Here is a 22202-nt window from a genome sequence, read left to right as displayed (position 1 = left end):
AAGGCACGTCGGTTCTGGGCGGAACCTTGAGCTACGGCGGCAGCAGCCAGGGCGCGGTCAACGCCGGCAGCTACGCCATCACGCCCGGCGGCCTGACCTCGAGCAATTACGCCGTCACCTACGCCAGTGGAACGCTGACGGTCGGCAAGGCGCGGCTGACGGTGACGGCCGACGACAAGAGCCGCTTCTTCGGCGACAACAACCCGGCACTTACCTATACCATCACCGGCTTCGTCAACGGCGAGGCCGCCGGCAGCGCCAACCTCGGCGGCGCCCCTCTGCTCACCACCAGCGCCGGGACCGCCACGCCGGCCGGATCCGCGCCCATCGCCGCATCCGTCGGCACGTTGTCGGCACGGAACTACGACTTCGCCACGACGGACGGCACGCTCATCATCCTGCCGGCGCCCCCCCTGGCCACCACCCCGGCGGCGACGACCACGACGACCTCGCCGACAACACAAACAACGCCGGTCGTCTCGCCATCCACCACGGTGGTGACGGTGGCACTGGACAACCCGGCGGAGAGCGGAACGCCCACCGGCACCAGCAATCCCGGCGCGCCATCGACGATCGTGCTCGCTGCGGGCGAAAACCAGCGGACGGCCTCGATCACCGCGGCCGTATCGGTTAACCTGCTGCAGACGGCGGCGTCCGGAAGCAACGGCGTGGTGACCGTGTCGGTCCCCAAGGAGGTCATGACCCAGAGCGGCGGCTTCACCTTCAAGCTGCCGGACCAGATGACCGGCGGGGCCAGCGGCGACGTCACCATCACCGCGACCACGGCGGAAGGCAGCCCCCTGCCGAACTGGCTCCGCTTCAACGCCGACAGCAAGACGTTCGTCGCGGCCAATGTTCCCGACGGCGGGTTGCCGATCAGCGTGGCGGTCTTCGTCAATGGCCAGCGGACCGACATGACCATCGCCGAGCGTGGATGAGCCTGGACACCGTTGCACCTGGATTCGGGAGCCGTCATGAGCAACGTCGTTTCGCAAGTGGTCTACCGGCCGGCTCGGCGCCACCCCGACCGGCCGGCGGTCATCACCCGCACCGGAGAGGTCTTCTCCTACGCGCAGGCGGCGGAGGCCGTCGGGCAACTGGCCTGGCACCTGCGCACGCAGGGCATCCGTCCCGGGCAGGTGGTCGGCGTGTCGATGAGCGGGCATTCGCTGCACCTGCTGACGCTGCTGGCGCTGGCGCAGGTCGGCGCGGTATCGCTGCCGCTGCACCCGGCGGCGCCGGCGGAGCGTCGCCTGCTGGCGGCGCGCACATTCGGCGCGACCTGCGTGGTGTCGGAAAGCCGGGACCTCGCCCTGGCCGGGCTGACGTTCATCGGTTTGGACCGGTCGGAGTTCCGCTCCGACGGCCCCTCCGACCGCGACGTCCACCCGACGTCGCCGGACGACCCGATGCACATCATGGTCAGCTCGGGAACCTCGGGCGACCCCAAGGCGATGGTCTGGACGCACGGCAACGTCGCGCGGCGCAACCAGACGTTCGAGCCGGGCGGCGATTCGCTCAAGCGCGTGCTGCAAATGGACCTGAACTTCTTCGTCGGCTTCGGGCCGGCGCTGCGGGCCCTCGCCCATGCCGACGCGCTGGTGTTCCCCATGAGCCCGTCGGCGGAACACGTGCTGCTGACGCTGATCACCCAGAAGATCACCCACGCCTATCTCTCTCCCCATCAGGCCAGCCTGCTGGCCGGGCTGGTGGGGGCGAACGTCGCGAACGCCTGCCCGGATCTGGTCAGCCTGCGGGTGGTCGGGGAGCGTCTGAACGCCCAGCAGCTGCAGGCGCTGCGCCGGCGGCTGACCCCGAACGTCTACGTCGCCTACGGCGCCGTGGAGGCGGGCGTGGCGACCCTGGCGACGCCGGACATGCTGGAGCGGCACCCGGAAACCGTGGGCGCCCCCTCCGCCTGGGCCGAAGTCCAGGTGATCGATGCGGCCGGCGCACCGGTTCCGGCGGGGACGGTCGGCGAAATCCGCATCCGCTCCACGCAGCAGGTGAGCGGCTACCACCTCGACGAGGCGCGGACGCAGGCCCGGTTCCGCGACGGCTGGTTCCATCCGAACGACCGCGGCCATGTCGATGCGGAGGGGCTGCTCTACATCGAAGGGCGCGTGGACGACATGATCAACGTCGGCGGCGCGATGGTGGACGCCGAGGACGTCGAGCGGACCCTGTGCGCCCATCCCGCCGTCCGCGAGGCGGGGGCCTTCGTGCACGCCAGGGCCGACGGCCAGGCGTTCCTGTCGGCGGCGCTGGTGCTGGCCGACGCCGGGCGGCTGGCGGAGGTCCAGGCGTACGCCCAGGCCAAGCTGGGGCCGCTGGCCCCGGTGCACTACGTGCTGGCGAGCGCGCTGCCCCGCACGGCGACCGGCAAGATCCAGAGACGGCTGCTGGCCGCCGCCTTTCCGCCGACCCGGGCGGACGCCGCGTCGCCGCGGCGTCCCGCCGTCTGAACCGGGGAGCCGCCGCCATGCCGCCGACGTTCATCGGGATCGCGGGACTGCCGCGGGCGGGATCGACCCTGCTGTGCCAGCTGCTGGCGCAGCATCCCGAGGTCGACTGCGAGGGACACAGCTCGCCGCTGTGCAACGCGCTGCTCATGCTGCGCCGTTTCCTCAGCGACGACGACTTCATGCTGGCGCAGCTCGACGCGCAGTTCGACCGGTCCTACGCCAACCTGCGCAACGCCATGCGCGGCTTCCTGCACGGCTGGCACGCGGCGTCGGGCAAGAGCGTGGTGGTGGACAAGAACCGGGGGTGGCTGCACAGCATCGACCTGCTGCTACATCTCGACCCCGACGCGCGCCTGCTGATCCCCATCCGCGAACTCGGCCAGATCTACGGCTCCATCGAAGCGCAGCACCAGCAGACGATCCTGCTGGATTTCGCCGACCATCTGGCGGACTTCGACCGCCTCGGCCGGGCCGACCAGCTGTTCGCCGGCGACAAGGTGATCGGTGCGCCGCTGGCGTCGATCCGGGCCGTCGGAGACCTGCCGCAGGAGGTGCGGAACCGCCTCTATTTCGTGAAGTTCGAGGATCTGATGCGCAATCCCGCCGGCGTCATGTCGGCCGTCTTCGCCTGGCTGGGGTTGCCGCCGCACGACATCGACTGGAAGACGCTGGCCGTCGCGCCGCACGAAAGCGACAGCCACTACCGCTTCAAATACCCGCATCGGCGGCGGGACCGGTTGGTCCCGCCCCGTCGCCACGACGTTCCGCCCCGCATCCAGGCGCAGATCGAAGCGGCGTGCGATTGGTACTACGCGTGGTTCTATCCATCAGCGGAACAATGACCGGAAAAAGGCGTGCAGATGACAAACAACGCACATGATGTTCGCCCTGCCGGCAGCGCCGGCTATGAAGTCAGGGCGGTCTTCATCCTCTCGATCGGCCTGGGTCTGGTGGGGCTGGATCGCTTCATCATCATGCCCCTGTTCCCGGTGATGGCCAAGGATCTGGGGCTGACCTACAAGGACATGGGGCTGATCTCGGCATCGCTGGCGCTGACGTGGGGGCTTTCCGCCATCTTCATGGGACGGCTGGCCGACCGGATCGGGGTGAAGGCGGTGCTGGTTCCCGCGGCGCTGGCGTTTTCGGGGCTGGTCGCCCTGAGCGGGGTCGCCGGCGGCCTGGGCAGTCTGCTGATCATCCGCGCCCTGATGGGCTTCGCCGAGGGGGCCTTCGTTCCCGCCGGCATCGTCGCCGCCATGCGCGTGTCGAAGCCGACCCGGGTGGGATTGAACGTCGGGCTCCTGCACATGGCGATGGCGCTGTTCGGCCTGGGAATCGCGCCGATCATGGCCACGCAGCTCCTGAAGGTCCTGCCGTCCTGGCATTGGATCTTCGTCATCGCCGCCGCGCCGGGCGTGCTGATGGCGTACGGCCTCAAGCGGATCCTGCGCTCCGAGCCCGCGCCGGCGGACGCCGGGCGGGCGCTTGGGCCGGGCGTGTCCTGGCGGTCGGTGGTGCGGCGCCCGGCGATCGTCGCCAACGCCCTGGCGATGGCCTGCTGGTTGTCGGCGGTGACGATCAAGGCGGCGCTGCTGCCCAACTACCTGACCGATCATCTGCATCTCCCGCTCGACCAGATGGGGTTCGTCCTGTCCGGTCTGGGGGTGGGGGGAGTGATCGGCATGCTGACGGTGCCGGCGTTGGGCGACCGCTTCGGTTACAAGCGCGTGGCGCTCGCTTCGGCGGTCCTGCACCTCGTCGCCCTGGGCCTGTTCACGTTCGCCGGCCCGGACGTCGTCTATCTGTTCGCGCTGCTGCTGTTGTCCAGCCTGGCCGGCGCCGGCGCCACGGCGCTGACCGTCGGGCCGCTGACCGGCGGAGCCGTGGGACGGCCGCTCGCCGCCACCGCCACGGGAATCGTGGTGGGATGCGGCGAAATCATCGGCGGGGCGGTGACGCCCGTGCTGGTCGGCTCGCTGGCTGCGAACAACGGAATCGGCGTGGTTCCAGTCTGCGCGTTCGTGGCCGTCGGGCTCGGTGGCCTCGTCCTCGCCTTGGGCGTCCGAGAGCCGGCCGGCTGGGGGTATGGGCGCAGGTTGGAGGCGGTTCCTTAACTGTGTTTCGACGTGCAACCTTGGCTCTGACGCAGTTTTGGAATTGCGGCCGCCATAGCGCTGCTCAGGATGTCGGACGTCACATCCGAAAGAAGCATTTTGATCCGCCGCCGCGCCCGAACATTGTCATGTGCAGGGCGCCACGCTGAACGTAGACGTGACTAAACCGCTGCCCCTTGGAAGTGTTAACATCCGATATGCTCGTCCTCCTCAACTCGGCGTTGGGGTCGGAAAGCTACGCTTTCGCTTGCGGCACCTCCATCACAGTGTTCTTCCCATCGGCTCCTCGTTGGGAACGGTGACAGGCGCTTACGCAGTCCTCAGGACTCCTTGGCCTGCTTGCGGCGTGGCACCACGGCCGGATCGACTGTGATGGCGCGATAGATCTCCACCCGCGCGCCCTCTTCGACCGGAGCGTCGAGGGCGATGACCTTGCCGTACACCCCGACACGCTGGGTCTCGAGGTCGATCTCCGGGAACTGCTTCAGGAGCCCGGAGCGTTCGATGACCTCCCGCACGCTGATGCCTTCGGGCACCTCGAGGGTCTGCTGGGAGTGGCGCTTGGGCAGGGCGTAAACGACCGAAACCTTCATCGGCGGATCTCCTTCGCCTTACACGCAATGCCCGGCGGGGCCGGTGGCGATGGCCTTGCCGGCCCGCAGATCGAGGAGCCGCTTGCCGACGACCATGAAACCGGCGGCCAGGAAGCCGCCCGGCGGCAGGATCATCACCAGCACGCCAGAGTCGAGCGGCGACACCTTCATCTCCAGGAACTTGAACGCTGGCCCCAGCAGCAGCGAGGCGTCGGCGAACAGCGTGCCCGAGCCGATGATCTCGCGCACCGCGCCGATGGCGGTCAGCGCCAGCGTGAAGCCGATGCCCATGAACAGGCCGTCCATCAGCGACGGCAGCACCGGCTCCTTGGCCGCGAACACCTCCAGCCGGCCGAGCGGCAGGCAGTTGGAGACGATCAGCGGGATGAACAGGCCCAGCACCTTGTAGAGTTCATGCATCCAGGCGTTCATCGTCAGGTCGACCAGCGTCACCATCGCCGCGACGATGAGGATGTAGACGGGGATGCGCACCTCCTGGGTGATGTAGCCGCGGAAGGTGGCCACCAGCAGGTTGGAGGCGGCCATCACCACGGCGGTCGCCACCCCCATGCCGAATCCGTTGGTGGCGCTGGTCGTCATCGCCATGGTCGGGCACATGCCCAGCAACTGGGCGAGGACGCCGTTGTTGTCCCACAGCCCATCGCGCACGATCGTCCGGTAATCCGTAGCCATCAGCGCACCTCCACCATCTGGGGCCTGTGGGACGCGAAGAACGCCAGCCCCTCGCGCACGGCGCCCACCACGCCGCGCGGGGTGATGGTGGCGCCGGAGAACTGGTCGAACTGGCCGCCGTCCTTCTTGACCTTCCACTTGTCCTTGGGCGGCAAGTCCAGCGACAGGCCCGAGAAGCGGGTGATCCAGTCACCCTTGGCCGGATCGATCTTGTCGCCGAGGCCAGGGGTCTCCTTGTGCTGGGTGGCCCGCACGCCGAGCACGCGTCCCTCCGCGTCGACCCCCAGCATCAGCCGGATTTCGCCGGCGTAGCCCGAGCCCAGGATCTCGTAGGCGACGCCGGTGACCTTGCCGCCCTTGGTGGCGCGGTAGACGGTCAGCGGCTTGCCGTGCTCGCCCGTCAGGGTGATGGCGTCGGTGACGGGGTTGTTGTCGTGCAGGCCGGGTGGGATCACCTGCGCCAGCGAGTTCTGCTTGTCCTCCAGCGCGCGCGCGGCGATGGCGTCGGCGGTCAGCACGTCGGTGAGGGCGAGGATGGCGCCGAAGCCGGTGCAGAAGGCGCCCAGCACGGCGGCGTGAAGCCAGGTCGGCTGCGTGGTCATTTGCCCCCCTTGATCGGCAGAGGATCGCCCTTGCGGGTGCGGCCGAAGACGCGCGGGCGGACGTGTTGGTCGATGATCGGCGTCAGCGCGTTCATCAGCAGGACGGCGAAGGCCACACCCTCGGGATAGCCGGCGAAGGTGCGGATGATCCACGTCAGCAGGCCGCAGCCGATGCCGTAGACCAGTTGCCCCTGCTTGGACACCGGCGAGGTCACGTAGTCCGTGGCGATGAAGAAGGCGCCGAGGAAGGTGGCCCCGGAGGTGACGTGGAACAGGCCGCCGGTGAAGCGGTCGGGGGACACGGCGTGGAACAGCGTGCCCAGCACGAACAGCGTCCCGATCATCGCCACCGGGATGTGCCAGGAGATGATGCGCTTCCACAGCAGGTAGGCGCCGCCGGCCAGGATCAGCAGGGCCGAGGTCTCGCCGAGGCTGCCGCCGTGGACGCCCAGCGCCATGTCGAGGAGGTCGGGAACCTGCTGGATCGAGGTGCCGACCGGAATGCCGCGCGACAGTTCCGTCTTGATGTGGCCGAGCGCCGTGGCCGCCGTCATGCTGTCGAGCGTGCCGCTGCCGAAGGTGATGCGCAGGCTGTCGAGGAAGCCCGGCGCCCCGGCACTGAACAGCGGATGCGGCGCCACGAAGGCGGTCATCTGCACGGGGAAGGACACCAGCACGGCGACGCGGCCGACCATGGCCGGGTTGAAGACGTTCTGCCCCAGCCCGCCGAAGACGTGCTTGGCCAGCGCCACGGCGAACAGGGCGGCGATGACGGCCACCCACCACGGCGCCCACGGCGGCAGGCTCATCGCCAGCAACCAGCCGGTCAGCACCACCGAACCGTCGGTCAGCGCGGGCTGCAACGGCTTGCGGGCCATCGACAGGCACGCCGCCTCGATGAGGAGGCAGGAGCCGATGGTGACGACGAACAGGAAGATCGCCGGCCAGCCGAACAGCCAGGCGTCGAACAGCGTGGCCGGGACCAGCGCCGCCAGCACCGTGGTCATGGTCGATTGGACGCTGGTGGGGGCGTGCGTGAACGGCCCGCTTTTGTCGGTGAAGGCGGTGGTCATGCACGGGCCTCGCTGTCGGCGGTGGGGGCGGCCTGCTGGGCCTTGCGGGCGGCGGCGGCGGCGCGCTTGGCCTCCGCCAGCTTCTCCAGGCGGGCGCGGCGGGTTTCGACCAGGGTGCTGATGTGGTCGCGCTTGCGCGCCTCGCGGTCGAGGTCGTTGAGATGGCCCTTGGCGTAGTTGAAGTAATGCACCAGCGGGATGTGCGACGGGCAGACGTAGGAGCAGCTGCCGCACGACACGCAGTCGCGCACGCCGAGCTTGGCCGCCGCCTCGACGTTGTCCTTGCGGATGTAGGCCGCCATCTCGACCGGAACCAGACCGCAGGGGCAGATGGTGACGCAGGTGCCGCACCGGATGCAGGGCTGCGACGGCCGCTCGTTGGTCTCCTCCGCGGTCAGCGCCAGGATGCCGGAGGTGCCCTTGACCACCGGCACGTCGAGCGACGGCAGCGGCTGGCCCATCATCGGCCCGCCGCTGACCAGGCGCTGCGGCGGCCGGCTCAGGCCGCCGCAGAACGACACCAGATCCGACACCAGCGCCCCCAGCGGCGCCTCGACGTTCCTGGCGTCCTTGACGGCGCCGCCGCCGACGGTGACGACGCGCGCCAGCAGCGGGCGGCCGAAGCGCACGGCGTGGTGGACCGCCCGCGCCGTCGCCACGTTGTGCACCACCACGCCCAGGTCGGCGGTCAGCTTGCGGGCCGGCGTCTCCTGGCCGATGATCGCCTGCGTCAGGTGCCGTTCCGACCCCATCGGGTACTGCGCCGGCACCGCGGCCAGCGAGACGTCGCCCAGGCCGGCGCCCAGGCCGGCGCCCAGGCCGGCGATGGTCTTGCCGACGATCTCCAGCGCTTGCGGCTTGTTCTCCTCGATGCCGATGACGACGCGCCTGGCGCCCAGGGCGCGCGCCATGATCCGCGCCCCGTCGATCACCTCCGCCGCGTGCTCGCGCATCACCCGGTCGTCGCAGGTGAGGTAGGGTTCGCACTCCGCGCCGTTGATCAGCAGGATGTCGATCGCCCGCTCGGTGCCCAGTTGCAGCTTGACGGCGGAGGGGAAGGCCGCCCCGCCCATGCCGACGATGCCGGCCCACGCCACGCGGTCGCGGATGGCCGCGGGATCGGCGTCGAAGGGATCGGCGATGGGGGCCGGCAGGTCGTCGGTCCAGGCATCCGCGCCGTCCGGCTCCAGCACGATGGTCGGTTGCGGCAGGCCCGAGGGATGGGGGGCGGCGAAATCGGTGATGGCGGCGATGCGGCCGGAGGTGGGCGCGTGCACCGGCGCCGACACCGCCCCGATGCGGTCGGCCAGCCGCTGCCCCTTCTTCACCAGATCGCCCTCCGCCACCACCGGCGCCGCCGGGGCGCCGATGTGCTGCTGCAGGGGCAGGTAGAGGGCGCGCGGCAGCGGCAGGGCGACGATCGGGCTCTCGCTGGTGCGCTCCTTGCGGTACTCGGGATGGACGCCGCCGCGGACGGGGAAGAGCTTCATCGGGCGGCGCTCCTCAATGCGCGTTGTCGAGAACGTTGTCGGCGGCGGGGGCTGCCGCCTGCGGTTTGTCCCAGTGCCAGCTACCCAGCGTCACCGGGACCTTGCACATGGTGATCGCCTCGGTCGGACAGGTCTTGAAGCACTTCCTGCAGCCGTGGCAGTTGTCGGGGATCACGGTGTGGAGCTGCTTGGGGGCTCCGATGATGGCGTCGGCGGTGCATTCCCCGATGCAGCGCAGGCAGCCGATGCACAAATCCTCGTTGATCAGGGCGTATTCGGGGCCGGTGTCTTCGTGCTCCGACAGGTCGGCGGTGACGCCCAGCTTCTTGGCCAGCTTTTCCGCCACCGCCTTGCCGCCGGGCGGGCACAGCGTCACCGGCGCGTCGCCGCGGGCCAGCGCCGCCGCGGCCTGGGCGCAACCGACGTAGCCGCATTGGCCGCACTGCGAACCGGGCAGTAGGTCCTGGAGTTCGGCCTCCAGGGGATTGCCCTCGACGCGGAGGAGGCGGGCCGCGACCCCGAGAACGGCGCCGAGCGTGACGCCCATCGCCGCAAGACTTCCGACGGCAAGCAACATGTCGTCCCCTCCTAGTTGGCGCTGATGCCGGAAAAGCCCATGAATGCCAGCGCCAGCAGGCTCGCGGTGATGAAGCCGATGGGCGGCCCGGCGAACAGCGGCGGCACGTCGGCCAGCGTCAGCCGTTCGCGCAGGCCGGCGAACAGCACCATGACGAGGCTGTAGCCGAGCGACGAGGCGAAGGCGAACAGCGTGGCGTCGATGAAGCCGTACTTACCCTCCACCAGCAGCAGCGTCACGCCCAGAACGGCACAGTTGGTGGTGATCAGCGGCAGGTAGATGCCCAGGAGCTGGAACATGGTCGGCGACACCTTGCGGATGACCGCCTCGGTGAACTGCACCGCCGCCGCGATGACCAGGATGAAGGTGACGGTGCGCAGATAGCCGAGGTCGAACGGCTTCAGCAGGAAGGCCTCGATGACCCAGTCGCCCATGGACGACACCGTGATGACGAAGGTCGTCGCCATGCCCATGCCGACCGCCGTCTCCACCCGGGTGGTGACGCCCATGAACGAGCACAGGCCGAGGAAGCGTGCCAGGATGACGTTGTTGACCAGAGCCGCACTGACGATCAGCAGAAATGTCTCTTGCATGAACCCCGTTCCCCTCCGTCACTCTTGATGGCAGGCATCGGTGGCCGGCGGTGCCCGCCGCACGAACCGCGGCGAGAGCAGACCGAGCCGGTTGAGCCGGCGCGCCCGGAGATGCGCCAGGCCGAAGCCCAGCGCCAGGCCCGCCAGCGCCGCCAGCGCCGCCGGCCCGTCACCGCCGCCCGACCATTTGGCCGTCAGCCCGCCGGCGAACAGCAGCAGCAGCGGCAGCGCGTAGGCGGTGGCGGCGGCGCGCAGCAGCGCCCCGTCCTCCACCCCGACGACCACCCGGTCGCCCACGCGCAGGTCATGCTCGTCGGGGAAGGCGAACCGCTTGGCCGCCATCCGGCGGCTGTTGCCCGACTTGGTGCCGCACAGCATGGCCGAGGCGCAGCCACCGCAGCCGGACACCGTTTCCGGCTCCAGCCAGACGCGCCCGCCCTCGACCGCCACCACGCGGGCCAACCCTTCGGACAGCCCGCGGCCGGCGTCGTCGACGTCGGGGGAGGCGCCGAGCGCTCCGTTCATTCCCGTCACGCCCTGACCGTGGCGGTGACGCCGTCCGGAGTTGCGTAAATGGCCATTTCGGCGCCGGTGGCGCGCAGCAGCGCCTGCCGGCGTTCCGGGGCGACCATCAGCATGGCGGTGGACAGGCCGTCGGCCCGCGTCGCCGTCTCCGCCACCACCGAGACGCTCTGCATCGCCGGCGCGGTGGCGCCGGTGCGGGTGTCGATGAGGTGGGTGAAGCGTCCGGCGTCGTCGAACAGCGTGCCGTAGCCGCCGGAGGTCGAGACGCAGCGGTCGACGACGTCGATCTCGGTGACGGCCTTCGACGGGTCGGCCGGGTTGGCGATGCCGATGCGCCAGGCCGAACCGTCCGGCTTGGTCGAGAGCGCCCGCGGTTCGCCCATGTCCACCAGCATCTTCTCGAAGCCGTGGCCGCGCAGCACGGCGGCCACCCGGTCGGTGATGTAGCCCTGGGCGCCGCTGTTCAGCGTCAGCGCCATGCCCGGCCGGGCGAAGGCGATGCGTGCCGGCGACGCCTCGACGCCGCGCCAGCCGACCAGCGCCAGGGCGGCGTCCAGGTCACGGCGCGAGGGGCCGTCCGGGTCCGGGCGGGCGGCGGTGAAGTGGCGGAAATAGGTCTGCCACAGCGGCTGCACCGTGGGGTCGTAGACACCGTCGCTGGCCGCCGCGAGGGTCAACGCGTGGCCCAGCAACTCCACCAGTTCCGCCGGGGGATTGGTCAGGATGCCGTCGCGGTTGAGGGACGAGAGCGCCGAGTCTGCGCGGTAGACGCTGAAGATCCCCTCCAGCCGGGCCAGTTCCTTCAACCCGTCCTGGATGGCGGCGCGGGCTGCCGTTTCATCGTGGTGGTAAAGCTGGATGGCCGAGGGAGCGCCGAGCGTCGTGCCCTCCCACCGTACCAGTTGGGCGCGTGCACCGCCGGCCCTCATCAGGAGTGGCAGACCGGCGGCGGCAGCAAGAACCGTGATGGCGCGGCGGCGAGTGATCCTAATGGTCATGAAACGGCGGCCCCCTTCGACAAACCAACCCCGGATCAGCCTTCCGCGCGTCGCTTCAGTCAGGCCAAGAAGAAAATTACGCGGGCGGCGTATTGTTCGTCGCAATGATGACGCGGGGGGCGGCCCGTAACTTATCTATTTTGCGTGAACGCTTGCGACGAACTGCCGCATGCGGCGCCGTCCCGAGGCGGGGCCTGCTGTCGGAAAGGGCCTGTCGTGAAGGGACGTGCCGGGCGAGGCGCATCACGGCACCCGTCAGGATCAGGCGCCGCAGCATCGGCGCTGTGGCCGATTGCAGGCGCGCGGGAGGCCTCGGCCTTGGAACGGGAGCATCCCCGACCGACTCGGGGATGAGCTGCTCCGCAAGGCGGAACTCCTGCATCGCGGCGTAGTAGCGGTGGTGATGCATGTTGGCGCGCGCCGCATTGAGCGCCGCCGCGATCCGGTCGCCGATGACAGGCCCCTCCGGCAAACCCGCCTCCCACGAATGCCTGCCTCCAACCATGTCGTATGCGGCCGAGCTTGGCCGCGAGCTGCAACTCCAGATCAAGGCGTGGCGTGGCAAGTTCTTCGTCTTCCTCAGCGACCGCCGCGTGCCGCCCACCAACAACGGCAGCGAGCAGGAAATCCGCCCGTCCGTCGTGTTCCGCAAGGTGACCAACGGTTTCCGCTCCGACTGAGGGCCGGGCATCCACGCCGGGTATCGCTCCGTGACCGGGACGGCGCGCCGACAAGGGCAGTCCGCCTGGACCGCCATCCGCTCCCTGGTCGATGGGACCTTCGCTATCGCCTGAACGTCGGGGCGCCAACCCGGTGAGCAATCACGCCACGCATCTCGAATCCACAGATAATTTTATAGCGTATCATTATATACATAATGGAATTAACCGGCGCATACTTAGATATTCTTGCTGTTTCCATATTTTTATTATGGACTCCCGTGCGCTGCATCCCTAGCATTCCGTTACCTTTACTTTCGCAGGGCGGGGACTGTGGTAACGGAACCGGCGCGCATCGGGGGTTCGGGGCGGTGGAGAGCGGACGGCGTGCTGCTGTCGATGCCGTTCGGCCTGCCGCACATGCCGTCGCTCGGGCTGTCGCTGCTGAAAGCCGCCTGCGCCCGCCGGGGCCTGCCGGTCGAGGTGCGCTACGGCTATCTGCCCTTCGTCGAGGCGATCGGCTACCGGCTCTACCAGCGCATCGCGCAGGGCGGGCTGCGTCACCTCGGCGAATGGATCTTCCGGCCGGCGCTGTGGGGACCGCCGTCGGCGGCCGACGATGACGCGTTCTGGGACGCCTTCGCCGCCGATTCCACCTCCGACCTGCTGCCCGGCGAGACCGTCGCCGACCTGCGCCGGCTGGTCGGCACCTTGCAGGCGCAGGCCACCGCCTGGATCGAGGGCTGTGCGGCGGACACCGACTGGACGGCGTACCGGTTCGTCGGCTTCACCAGCCTGTTCCAGCAGAACCTCGCCTCGCTGGCACTGGCCCGGCGCATCAAGGAGCGCGCGCCGGCGACGACGGTCGTCTTCGGCGGATCGAACTGCGAGGGGGAGATGGGGCTGGCGCTGATGCGCGCCTTTCCCTTCGTCGACTATGCCTTCTCCGGCGAGGCCGACGACACCTTTGCCCCCTTCACCGAAGCGGTGCTGGCCGGGGCGGAGCCGGCCGACGCGCCGGGCATCATCCGCCGCGACCCGGCGACCGGCGCCCCGGTGCCGCCGCGCGCCTGGGCGGCGCCGGTGGAAAACCTGGACGCCCTGCCCTACCCTGACTTCGACGACTACTTCGCCCAGCTCCCGTCGATCAGCCATCCGGTGCGCCCGCACGTCAACTTCGAGACGGCCCGCGGCTGCTGGTGGGGGCAGAAGAACCATTGCCGCTTCTGCGGGCTGAACGGCTCGACGCTGGCCTTCCGCAGCAAGTCGCCGCACCGCGCCGTCGCGGAGATCGCGCACCTGGCGTCGCGTTACGGCACGCCGCACGGCGCGGTGCTGCTGCGCGCCGCCGACCAGATCCTCGACATGGGTTATTTCACCGAGGTGCTGCCGCACCTGCGCGCCGCGGCCGGCGGCATCCCGCTGTTCTTCGAGACCAAGAGCAACCTGACCCTGGCCCAGGTGCAGGCCCTGGCCGAGGCCCGCACCAAGATGATCCAGCCGGGCATCGAGAGCCTGAGCACCCCCGTGCTGCGGCTGATGCGCAAGGGCTGCACCATGCTGCAGAACGTGCAGATCCTCAAATGGTGCACGGCCGTGGGCGTGGTGCCGATCTGGAACCTGCTGTACGGCTTCCCAGGCGAGGAGCCGGAGCACTACGCGGCGACCGCCGACATCATCCCGCTGCTGGTGCACCTCCAGCCGCCGAAGAACGCCGGGCGCATCCGGCTCGACCGCTTCAGCCCCTACTTCATGGACCCGCGGGGGCACGGCCTGACCAACCTGCGCCCGCCGCCGGCCTTCGCCCACCTCTACCCGGTGGCCGAGGAGGATCGGGCCGGCTTGTGCTACCGCTTCGACTTCGACTACGCCGACGGCCGCGACCTGTCCTATGCCGGGCCGGCGCTGGAGGCGGCCCGGCGCTGGATGGAGGCGCCGCACCGCGGCCCGCTGGTCGGCTTCGACGACGGCGAGCGCTTGGTGGTCTGGGACGCGCGGCGCGAGCCGGCGCGCTGGACCGCCTTCGACGGGGCGTTGCGCGACGCCTTCCTGTTCGCCGACGCCATCCGGCCCGAGGCCGAGGTGGCGAGGCGGCTCGCCGCGATCCTCGGGCCCGAAGCAGGCGCGGTGGTGCACCGCCAGTTCCTCGATGAAGGATCCCGCCGCGGCCTGCTGCTGCGCGAGGACGGCAAGCTGCTCGGCCTGATCGTGCTGAAACCCGGCGCGACCGCCCCGGCGCTGCCGCCGGGCATGATCGAGATTGTGACCCCAAAGGCGGCTTGCCGGACGACGGCGCCGGACTCCGCCCCCCATCCCACCGACGCCGTCGCTTTCGAGGAGGTGTGAATCATGACGACCGCCCTGCGTACCCTGTCCGAGACCGCCGCGGCCCCGGCCGTGGAGGCCCGCCGCGTCGAGGTCAAGCTGAGCCTGTACGGCGCCGAGGCGGCCCGCCTGCCGGCCGTGCCGGGGCTGGGCTGCCTGGAACTGTCGGGCACCGGCCTGATCAGTTCGGAATGCGGCACCTCGGCCTTCACCATGGCCGGCACCGTGCGCTGCCACCGGTCCTCCGCCGGTCTGACGCTGCGCACCGCGACCTTCACCGGCACCCGGCTCAGCGGCTATGACGCCGGCCCGGTCGAACTGACGCTGTCCAGCCCGGAGATCGTCCGTCCGGCGGGCTCGTTCGAGGTCGAGACGACTCTGTTCCTCAGCGACGCCAACAACGCCGCGCTGCCGGTTCGGGCGGTGCTGCGCGGCTTGGTGGCCGACGGCGCGCTGCGCGAGCTGACGGTGGAGGGCGGCGGTGCCGGCTTCTGCTTCGCCGAGTTCCTGGCCGACGGCGAGTGCCTTGACGAGGAGGAGTGATCCCATCCCGTTTCCCGTCCGGCCGGCCGTGCCTCCCGGCGCGGTCCCAGCCGGGCGGGAGCGGCGGGCCGACGCGCTGCTGCTGTCCATGCCCTTCGGCGCGCCGCACCTGCCCTCGCTCGGACTGTCGCTGCTCAAGGCGACGCTCGAGCGCACCGGGCGGCGCGCCGAGGTGGCCTATCTCGGCCTGCGCTTCGTCGACCGCGCCGGCTACCGTCTGTACCAGCGGATCGCGCAGGGCGCGGGTTTCCTGCTGGGCGAATGGATCTTCCGCGCCGCCCTGTGGGGGCCGCCCACGCCCGCGCAGACCGACGCCTTCTGGCGCGCCAACTTCCCCGACGGTACCGCCCGTCTGGACCCGGACGACGCCGGGCTGAAGCGCCGCGTCGCCGCGCTCCAGGCGGCCGCCACCGTCTTCGTGGAGGACTGCGCCGCGGCGTTCGACTGGGCCGCTTATCCGGTGGTCGGCTTCACCACGCTGTTCCAGCAGGATTCCGCCTCGCTGGCCTTGGCGCGGCGGGTGAAGGAGTGCGCGCCGGCGACCCGCGTCGTCTTCGGCGGCCCCAACTGCGACGCCGAAGCCGGGCACGCCCTGCTCCGCCAATTCCCGTTCGTCGACGCCGTGTTCTCCGGTCCGGCCGAGGACAACTTCCCGCGTTACCTGTCCGCTTGCCTGGAGGGGCGGGAACCGGCGGCCGAGCCCGGCGTCAGCGTGCGCGAGGCCGCGACCGGCGCCGTCCGCGCGCCCGCCGCCTGGAACGCCCCGCCGGGCGCGCTGGACGACACGGCCGTGCCCGACTTCGACGACTATTTCGACCAGATCGCCACCGTCGCCCACCCGATCCGGCCGCAGCTCACCTTTGAGACGGCCCGCGGCTGCTGGTGGGGGCAGAAGAACCACTGCATCTTCTGCGGCCTCAACGGGTCGAGCCTGGCGTTCCGCAGCAAGTCGCCGGCCCGCGCCGTCGACGAGATCCAGCATCTGGCGCGCCGCTACGCCGAACGCGGGGTAACGCTGCTGCGCGCGGTCGACCAGATCATCGACGTCGGCTATTTGGACAGCGTGGTGCCGGCGCTGGCCGAGGCCGGCATCCGCATCCCGATCTACTACGAAACCAAATCCAACCTCGGCCGCGCCCAGGTCGAGGCGCTGGCCAGGGCCAACGTCAGGCTGCTGCAGCCGGGCATCGAGAGCCTGAGCACACCGCTCCTGCGCCACATGCGCAAGGGCTGCACCATGCTGCAGAACGTGCGGCTGCTGAAATGGTGTCAGGAGCTGCGCATCCAGCCGCTGTGGAACCTGCTCTATGGTTTCCCCGGCGAACCGCGGGAGGAGTACGCGCGGATGGCGGCGCTGATCCCCGCGATCACCCACCTGACGCCGCCGCGCAACAGCTACCGCGTGCGGCTGGCCCGTCACAGCCCGCTGTTCACCGGGCCCGAGCGCTACGGCGTCGCCAACGTGCGGCCGCACCCGGTCTACCGCTGCCTGCACCCCGGCCTAGACGACCGGGCACTGGCGGAGCGCGCCTACCATTACGAGTTCGACTTCGCCGACGGCCGTACCCTCGACCATTGCGCGCCCGCGCTCGCCGCCGTCGAGGCATGGATGCGGCCGGATGGGCGCGGCGCCCTGCTCGCCTTCGCCGACGGCGACGGGCTCATGGTGTGGGACCGGCGGCCGGCCGCCGCCGCGGAATGGCTGCGCCTCGACCGGTCGCTGGCCGATCTGGCGCGGTTCTGCGACGACATCCGCTCGACGGAAGCGGTGCGCCGCCGGCTGGAAGAGACGCAGGGCCGGCCGGTCTCCGCCGCCGAGGCGGAGGCCGCGCTCGACGCCCTGGATGGGCGGCGCCTCGTGCTGCGCGAGCGCGGGGAGGTGCTGGCACTGGCCATCCCGGCCGCCGTGCCGCCGCCGCCCGCCGCCCGCATCGCTGCTCTTCCCGTCGGCCTGAGCGCACCAGGATGGGGCGGCTCAAACGCTAACAGAACCGCCTCTACTTCATGAAGTTCGAAGACCTGATGCGTAATCCCGCCGGCGTCATGTCGGCCGTCTTCGCTTGACTGGGGTTACCACCGCACGACTTCGACTGGAAGAGGCATCACGGCTTAGCGACTGATTGCGCTCGCGGATTTCAAGCTTGCTGCCGCAACTTCGGGCAGCGTCCCTCGAAGAGAGCCGAACCTGCTCAGTGGCCGGGCTGGGCCAGACAAAACGGCCCTTCTCTGTGTTTCGGCGTGCAACTTTGGTTCATCCGCACATCCGGTGCTGAAGTGGCGAGGGCCGTAGTAACGGCTGGCGCCGTAGTCGTCAGGCGGTGCACAAGACGCGCTGACGGAGCAGATCGAACTTGGCGCGGCCGAACATCTGGCGCTTGATCAGCTTCAGGCGATTGATCTGCCCCTCGACCGGACCATTGCTCCAGGGCTCCTGGAGAGCGGCTTGCAGCGCGTCGAGATCGGCGGCCAGACCTTGGGCGAAGCTGCGCAGCGCTGTCGCGGAGGAGTTTTCCGAAGTCGTTGATGAGGTCCGCCACCTCACGGAGGTCTGGCGCAACCGCCCGCACGGTGTCGATGAAACGGCGGTCGGCACGGCTCAGCATGGTTGGGTCACTCGTCAGTAGGCGGGCCGCGCGGCGGCTGGATGGCACGCGCCACGACGGCAGAGGAGCATCGGGTCGCTCAAGCTCCCCCGCGATCCGCAGTTCGCCGAGCGGGTCCATGACGTGGTCGGGCTATACATGAGTCCGCTAGAGTGCGCCGACGCACGCCACAAACCGCATCGGAATGTGGGGGAAAGCGTGGGCTACAAACATCGCTTAAACGAAAATGCCCAAGCAAATGTCGGTTTCGGACATAGATGAGAGCGACAGCCCAACGGCCTCGCCGTCGTGCATAATATAGATGGGAGCAAATATTGGTCATTCCCGAGATGGATCCATGAATATCGCCTATAAACAAGATAGATTCGCCCGTCTACAAGCCCAGGCCGCGACAAAGTAACCTGACCTGCTCCTCCGTGTACCGTTTCCGCATGGCGCTCTCCTCCTCACGGGATGGAAACGCGCCCGAAAAGTCGCCTGCCAACTGGAGCAAATTTTCGGTTCAGGACCAGCCGCCCCGCCGCTTCCGGCATCATATGTTCAACGGAAGGTAGATTCAAAATCGAAGCACAATTCTTCTTGTTGTGCATATCCATCCGGTGCTGAGCTCCGGGTTTGCCGAAGGCTGCTTGAATTTGTCGCTCCTTCCCAAAGGGTGAGACCGTCCGCCTTGCGCCAATAGTGTTGAAAAAGTCGGGCGCTGATCGAGTACCGCTCTGCCGATCGCGAGGACAGAACAGCAGGCACCGGCCCCCTCACGCCGGCCTGAGCTCCGGCATGGGGATGAGCTTGGCGAGCTTGCGGAGGTTCTGGGCGACGGCGAGGTGGAACTCGTCGCGGGCGGTCGAGCCCCAGAATGCGTTTGAGGTGACGGTTCTTGGAAAAGGTCGAGTGGTCCGGAACGTCGCCCTCCAGGCCGAGCCGGCAGAACCAGCGGTAGGCGAGGTTCAGATGCACCTCCTCGCACAGCCGGCGCTCCGAGCGGATGCCGCAGCAGTAGCCGATAAGCAGCATCCGGATCATCAGCTCCGGATCGATCGAGGGGCGCCCAATCGCGCTGTAGAACGGCTGCAGATGCGCACGGAGGCCGGACAGGTCGACGAAGCGGTCGATCGAGCGAAGCAGGTGGTCCGACGGGACATGGCGTTCGAGGCTGAACTCATAGAACAGCGCCTCCTGCATCACCGTCCGCTCGCCCATCATCGCTGCGTCCTCCTCCTGCCAGGGAGAATTGAATCAGCACTTCAGACCACGGGCAATACCGACTTTTTCAACACTATCCGCCAGGAGCGGACCTTTGAGTTCCCTCCGATTATGCATGAGAAAGGCTATGGGTAGCCTAGGGCCAGCGTTTGGTTACTTTCCGAGCCGCCATATCGGGTAAGCTGGAAAGGCGGAATCTTGCGCGACCACCACGACAGCGGGCGGTGACCGCCACAGGCGTTATCCGAAAATCGCCGTCTCACTTCACGCGGCGCTTGATCGTTCCGCGGAATAGCGTCTAAATTTCGCACTCATTTTTTAGTGTTTGCACAGCTATGGCTTGCGGCCGATATCCCATGCCTCTGAAGACCATTAGCGACGTTATGAGGGATGTTTTCGATGGATCTGGCTTCAAGTGCCTAGTCCACGAAAAGCGTAATCTCGACGAAGACCCGTATTCGGAATACAGCGAGAGCGACCAGCGCATTCGAGGAAAGCTGTTTGAGAGTCCCGAGAACAGGACTATCCGCACGGTGCCGACAACGGGAGTCGATGAGAAGACCCCGAGCATCCTCACATACTTCATGGATGGTTCACGACGGGTATTCAGGTTTTCTGACATCATCCTCACAGACGGCCGATACTTTCCAGTCCTTGCTGGCCAAGTCGGAGTCGCCGTCCTCAAGCGATGCGAAGACGGTTCGCTGTCGCCCATGCGCCAGTACGTCCGGTACGAGAATATCCTGGTGTTGCCGAACACCATCGACGGGCCAGACCAGCAGGCCATGCGGGACGCCTTGTCCACGAGCATGAAGGTGCAGTTCCAGATCGCCGACTACGAGGCGGGATCGTCAGGCGGGAATGCCAGCGAGGACTACATCAACAAGGGGACGAAGCGGATTCTGGACCTGATGCATGACCTTGAGCTGGGCGCCGTCGCCAGCATGATGGCAAACCGCGATCTACGGGACGACGCCATGCTCGTTATCGACGGGAGCCTGCAGTTCAGGAAGGAAGTGCTCGACCGGAACAAGTTCCCCATCGGCCAGCTTGGCAACATGGTCGGGGTCAGCAAGTCGTTCACGCCAAGCCAACCCGTCGCCGGAATGAAGGGCGGGAAGCACCTTGGGACGATCCTCCAGGAGTTGGAGTTCGGCCAGCGAACACCCGTGTTCAAGGCGGGGGACGACGCGTACGCCAAGATCTTGGGTGTCTGGTATCTGCGAATTCGGCCGCGGCAGAAGATGAGCAGCCCATTGGCGGGGGTTGTCAAGGTCGAGGTGCTGGCCAACGGAAGCGAAACCGACGACGGACTAAACGGCGACAGGGTCGATCACCTGTCTGCCCTGATCCTGTCCGAGCGCAATGTCACCCCCTATGGCTCCGACAACCGCTGGGCTAACCACCTCTACCCGATCCACTTGACGGAAAGCTACCTCAAATCGGGGTTCCTCTCAGACGTATACTTCAAGGGACTGCTTTAATGCCTGAGATTATCGGCCGGGTCGTCGCGACCGAGAAGAACCCATCGACCACGAATAGTGTCCAGTTCTGGGTCGAAAAGGACATGGTGCTGAAGCCTTTTGACGTCGTCATGATCCGGCACATCAAGGGAAGCCACACCTACGCCATCATCACCGAGCTTCGGTACCTCACCGACAGCGCCGGATACCTTTCCGACTGGGTGTCGTCCGACTTCGGCGACGTGGCGGCGGAGCCGCGCAACGAGCGGATCGGCACCACGGTGGCCGACGCCGAGATCCTGTACAACGACCAGGACCTGGAGATGCCGATCCGCAACGGCGCCCCGGTCGAATGGGCCGACTCCGACGGCATCCGCAAGGCATTGGGGCTGCTCAGCCTGCGGCATCCGGTGCCGGCGGGCTGGTTCCGGATGTCGAACGGCCAGGAGGTCGTCGTCGATTTCGAGGGCAACTACCTGATCGGGCCGGAAGGCGCCCACCTCAACATCGCCGGCATCTCCGGCCTGGCGACCAAGACCAGCTACGCCATGTTCCTGTGCAGCGCCCTGCAGCAGCGCCGCCCGGACGACGTCTCCCTCGTCATCTTCAACGTCAAGGGGTTCGATCTCCTTTCCCTGGACGAGCCGGCCAAGCCCGAGGACCTGTCCGAGGCCGACCAGGCGAACTGGCGCAAGTGCGGGCTGGAGCCCAAGCCATTCGGGAACGTCTCCTACTTCTACCCTTACGCCGACAGCGAGTCCCTGGCCTACAACGCCTCCAAGGTGCCGCGCGACGTCCACAAGCGGCAGCTCGCGGCCGGCACCTGCCACCACTACATCTACCCGGTCGCCTACGGGAAGCAGAAGCTGTCCCTCCTGCTGACCGACATCGACGACGGCACCCGGACGATGGAGGACTGTGCGGCCGAGGTCGCCGAGGACAAGGATGTGGGGAACTGGAGCACCCTGCGGGAGCTGCTGTCGGAGAAGACGAAGGCCGCGGCCAAGGGGAGCGGCCCAAAACCCGGGGCCATCACGGTGCAGTCCTGGCGGAAGTTCTACCGCCTGCTCAGGACGCGCACGAAGAACGACATCTTCACTGAAGTGGCGGGCAGCCGCCCGAAGGAGCGCCGCCAGTGCCCGACCGCCGAGGTCCTCAAGCACCTGGGGCCGGGCAAGGTCGTGGTCATCGACATCGAGCCGCTGCCCGACTACCTCCAGACCCTGGTCGTGGGCGATATCCTGGAGCAGATCATCGCGGCCAAGCTGGGCGGCTCCGAGGAGCAGCAGGACGACCAGCACGACATCGGCCGGGTCGTTATCTTCGCCGACGAGCTGAACAAATACGCCCCCAAGCAGGGCGGCGGCTCCCTGACCGACACCCTGCTGGAGATCACCGAGCGCGGCCGCTCGCTCGGCATCGTCCTGTTCGGTGCGGAGCAGTTCCGTTCCGGCGTGCATGACCGTGTCATCGGCAACTGCGCGACCAATGTGTTTGGCCGGACGTCCGCCGTGGAGATCAAGAAGGCGTCGGAATATCGGATGCTCAACCAGACCCAGCAGGCGTCCCTCACCCGCCTGCCGCAAGGCACCCTGATGATCCAGCATCCCGTCTTCACGTCGGCCACTGTGAAGGTGAACTTCCCGCGCCCGGCCTACGCGCAGCCCAAGGGCGGGAAGTGAG

The 22202-nt window shown here is 68.3% G+C and carries 19 protein-coding genes and 2 pseudogenes; 10 read left to right on the top strand and 11 right to left on the bottom strand.

The window, feature by feature from the left end; all coding sequences use genetic code 11:
- The 4 genes from TSO221_RS03405 to TSO221_RS03390 form a co-directional block, all read left to right on the top strand.
- The coding region (locus tag TSO221_RS03405) for an MBG domain-containing protein (RefSeq protein ID WP_211099122.1) at positions 1–938 on the top strand (938 nt) is incomplete at its 5' end.
- A 36-nt stretch (positions 939–974) separates the two neighbouring features.
- Positions 975–2465: a class I adenylate-forming enzyme family protein gene (locus TSO221_RS03400; protein WP_109117071.1), complete on the top strand. Its 1491-nt coding sequence runs from the start codon at positions 975–977 to the stop codon at positions 2463–2465.
- 17 nt (positions 2466–2482) lie between these two features.
- Positions 2483–3307, top strand: a complete 825-nt coding sequence (locus TSO221_RS03395; RefSeq protein WP_109117070.1) for a sulfotransferase — start codon at positions 2483–2485, stop codon at positions 3305–3307.
- Between the two features lie 18 nt (positions 3308–3325).
- Positions 3326–4579, top strand: coding sequence for an MFS transporter (locus TSO221_RS03390; RefSeq protein WP_109117069.1), 1254 nt, complete (start codon positions 3326–3328; stop codon positions 4577–4579).
- Positions 4580–4899: 320 nt separating this feature from the next.
- Here TSO221_RS03390 and TSO221_RS03385 read toward each other — a convergent pair whose 3' ends face one another.
- Genes TSO221_RS03385 through TSO221_RS03345 form a run of 9 tightly spaced genes read right to left on the bottom strand, consistent with a single transcriptional unit; the run spans position 4900 to position 11723 of the window.
- Positions 4900–5172: an RnfH family protein gene (locus tag TSO221_RS03385; RefSeq protein ID WP_109117068.1), complete on the bottom strand. Its 273-nt coding sequence runs from the start codon at positions 5170–5172 to the stop codon at positions 4900–4902.
- Between the two features lie 18 nt (positions 5173–5190).
- Complete coding sequence (locus TSO221_RS03380) at positions 5191–5865, bottom strand: electron transport complex subunit E (RefSeq protein WP_109117067.1); 675 nt, start codon at positions 5863–5865, stop codon at positions 5191–5193.
- Complete coding sequence (gene rsxG / locus TSO221_RS03375) at positions 5865–6467, bottom strand: electron transport complex subunit RsxG (protein WP_109117066.1); 603 nt, start codon at positions 6465–6467, stop codon at positions 5865–5867. Before rsxG ends, TSO221_RS03380 begins: the two co-directional genes overlap by 1 nt.
- Entirely contained in the window at positions 6464–7540 is a 1077-nt protein-coding gene (locus TSO221_RS03370; RefSeq protein ID WP_109117065.1) for an RnfABCDGE type electron transport complex subunit D, read from the bottom strand. The genes rsxG and TSO221_RS03370 overlap by 4 nt, the downstream gene beginning before the upstream one ends.
- Positions 7537–9030, bottom strand: coding sequence for an electron transport complex subunit RsxC (rsxC, locus tag TSO221_RS03365; RefSeq protein ID WP_109117064.1), 1494 nt, complete (start codon positions 9028–9030; stop codon positions 7537–7539). Before rsxC ends, TSO221_RS03370 begins: the two co-directional genes overlap by 4 nt.
- Positions 9031–9043: 13 nt before the next feature.
- Positions 9044–9607 (bottom strand): RnfABCDGE type electron transport complex subunit B, encoded by a 564-nt coding sequence (locus tag TSO221_RS03360; RefSeq protein ID WP_109117063.1) that lies wholly within the window; start codon positions 9605–9607, stop codon positions 9044–9046.
- An 11-nt stretch (positions 9608–9618) separates the two neighbouring features.
- Entirely contained in the window at positions 9619–10200 is a 582-nt protein-coding gene (rsxA, locus tag TSO221_RS03355; RefSeq protein WP_109117062.1) for an electron transport complex subunit RsxA, read from the bottom strand.
- Between the two features lie 18 nt (positions 10201–10218).
- Positions 10219–10725 carry a SoxR reducing system RseC family protein gene (locus TSO221_RS03350; protein ID WP_109117061.1) on the bottom strand — a complete coding sequence of 169 codons (507 nt, stop codon included), beginning with the start codon at positions 10723–10725 and terminating at the stop codon, positions 10219–10221.
- 5 nt (positions 10726–10730) lie between these two features.
- Positions 10731–11723 (bottom strand): FAD:protein FMN transferase, encoded by a 993-nt coding sequence (locus TSO221_RS03345; RefSeq protein ID WP_109117060.1) that lies wholly within the window; start codon positions 11721–11723, stop codon positions 10731–10733.
- Between the two features lie 524 nt (positions 11724–12247).
- Between TSO221_RS03345 and TSO221_RS03335 the strand changes: the two are divergent.
- From TSO221_RS03335 to TSO221_RS03320, 4 genes and pseudogenes are all read left to right on the top strand, one after another.
- Positions 12248–12517: pseudogene (locus TSO221_RS03335) on the top strand (transposase); the annotation flags it as partial.
- Between the two features lie 252 nt (positions 12518–12769).
- Entirely contained in the window at positions 12770–14728 is a 1959-nt protein-coding gene (locus tag TSO221_RS03330; RefSeq protein WP_109117058.1) for a RiPP maturation radical SAM C-methyltransferase, read from the top strand.
- A gap of 3 nt (positions 14729–14731) precedes the next feature.
- Positions 14732–15250, top strand: a complete 519-nt coding sequence (locus TSO221_RS03325; RefSeq protein ID WP_109117057.1) for a hypothetical protein — start codon at positions 14732–14734, stop codon at positions 15248–15250.
- A gap of 28 nt (positions 15251–15278) precedes the next feature.
- Entirely contained in the window at positions 15279–17258 is a 1980-nt protein-coding gene (locus TSO221_RS03320; protein WP_109117056.1) for a RiPP maturation radical SAM C-methyltransferase, read from the top strand.
- 303 nt (positions 17259–17561) lie between these two features.
- On the opposite strand, the gene TSO221_RS03315 is transcribed toward TSO221_RS03320, so the two are convergent.
- On the bottom strand, positions 17562–17843 hold the full coding sequence (locus TSO221_RS03315) for a transposase (protein WP_109117055.1): 282 nt from the start codon (positions 17841–17843) through the stop codon (positions 17562–17564).
- Between the two features lie 877 nt (positions 17844–18720).
- Positions 18721–19056: pseudogene (locus TSO221_RS03310) on the bottom strand (transposase); the annotation flags it as partial.
- A gap of 356 nt (positions 19057–19412) precedes the next feature.
- Between TSO221_RS03310 and TSO221_RS03305 the strand changes: the two are divergent.
- Together TSO221_RS03305 and TSO221_RS03300 are read left to right on the top strand one after the other, a co-directional pair.
- Positions 19413–20540, top strand: coding sequence for a hypothetical protein (locus tag TSO221_RS03305; RefSeq protein ID WP_146208694.1), 1128 nt, complete (start codon positions 19413–19415; stop codon positions 20538–20540).
- The gene (locus tag TSO221_RS03300) at positions 20540–22201 is read left to right on the top strand and encodes an ATP-binding protein (protein WP_146208693.1); all 1662 of its coding nucleotides are present in this window, start codon (positions 20540–20542) and stop codon (positions 22199–22201) included. Before TSO221_RS03305 ends, TSO221_RS03300 begins: the two co-directional genes overlap by 1 nt.
- Position 22202: the final 1 nt, after the last annotated feature.

Source organism: Azospirillum sp. TSO22-1 (genome assembly GCF_003116015.1).
Taxonomy (GTDB): domain Bacteria; phylum Pseudomonadota; class Alphaproteobacteria; order Azospirillales; family Azospirillaceae; genus Azospirillum.
The sequence above is the reverse complement of the archived record's forward strand: the minus strand, read 5'-3'. Positions and strand labels throughout refer to the sequence as shown.

Excerpts from the sequence above, each read along its gene's own strand:
- TSO221_RS03400 (WP_109117071.1), top strand. The coding sequence starts at position 975 with ATGAGCAACGTCGTTTCGCAAGTGGTCTACCGGCCGGCTCGGCGCCAC.
- TSO221_RS03395 (WP_109117070.1), top strand. The coding sequence starts at position 2,483 with ATGCCGCCGACGTTCATCGGGATCGCGGGACTGCCGCGGGCGGGATCG.
- TSO221_RS03390 (WP_109117069.1), top strand. The coding sequence starts at position 3,326 with ATGACAAACAACGCACATGATGTTCGCCCTGCCGGCAGCGCCGGCTAT.
- TSO221_RS03385 (WP_109117068.1), bottom strand. The coding sequence starts at position 5,172 with ATGAAGGTTTCGGTCGTTTACGCCCTGCCCAAGCGCCACTCCCAGCAG.
- TSO221_RS03380 (WP_109117067.1), bottom strand. The coding sequence starts at position 5,865 with ATGGCTACGGATTACCGGACGATCGTGCGCGATGGGCTGTGGGACAAC.
- rsxG (WP_109117066.1), bottom strand. The coding sequence starts at position 6,467 with ATGACCACGCAGCCGACCTGGCTTCACGCCGCCGTGCTGGGCGCCTTC.
- TSO221_RS03370 (WP_109117065.1), bottom strand. The coding sequence starts at position 7,540 with ATGACCACCGCCTTCACCGACAAAAGCGGGCCGTTCACGCACGCCCCC.
- rsxC (WP_109117064.1), bottom strand. The coding sequence starts at position 9,030 with ATGAAGCTCTTCCCCGTCCGCGGCGGCGTCCATCCCGAGTACCGCAAG.
- TSO221_RS03360 (WP_109117063.1), bottom strand. The coding sequence starts at position 9,607 with ATGTTGCTTGCCGTCGGAAGTCTTGCGGCGATGGGCGTCACGCTCGGC.
- rsxA (WP_109117062.1), bottom strand. The coding sequence starts at position 10,200 with ATGCAAGAGACATTTCTGCTGATCGTCAGTGCGGCTCTGGTCAACAAC.
- TSO221_RS03350 (WP_109117061.1), bottom strand. The coding sequence starts at position 10,725 with ATGAACGGAGCGCTCGGCGCCTCCCCCGACGTCGACGACGCCGGCCGC.
- TSO221_RS03345 (WP_109117060.1), bottom strand. The coding sequence starts at position 11,723 with ATGACCATTAGGATCACTCGCCGCCGCGCCATCACGGTTCTTGCTGCC.
- TSO221_RS03325 (WP_109117057.1), top strand. The coding sequence starts at position 14,732 with ATGACGACCGCCCTGCGTACCCTGTCCGAGACCGCCGCGGCCCCGGCC.
- TSO221_RS03305 (WP_146208694.1), top strand. The coding sequence starts at position 19,413 with ATGCCTCTGAAGACCATTAGCGACGTTATGAGGGATGTTTTCGATGGA.
- TSO221_RS03300 (WP_146208693.1), top strand. The coding sequence starts at position 20,540 with ATGCCTGAGATTATCGGCCGGGTCGTCGCGACCGAGAAGAACCCATCG.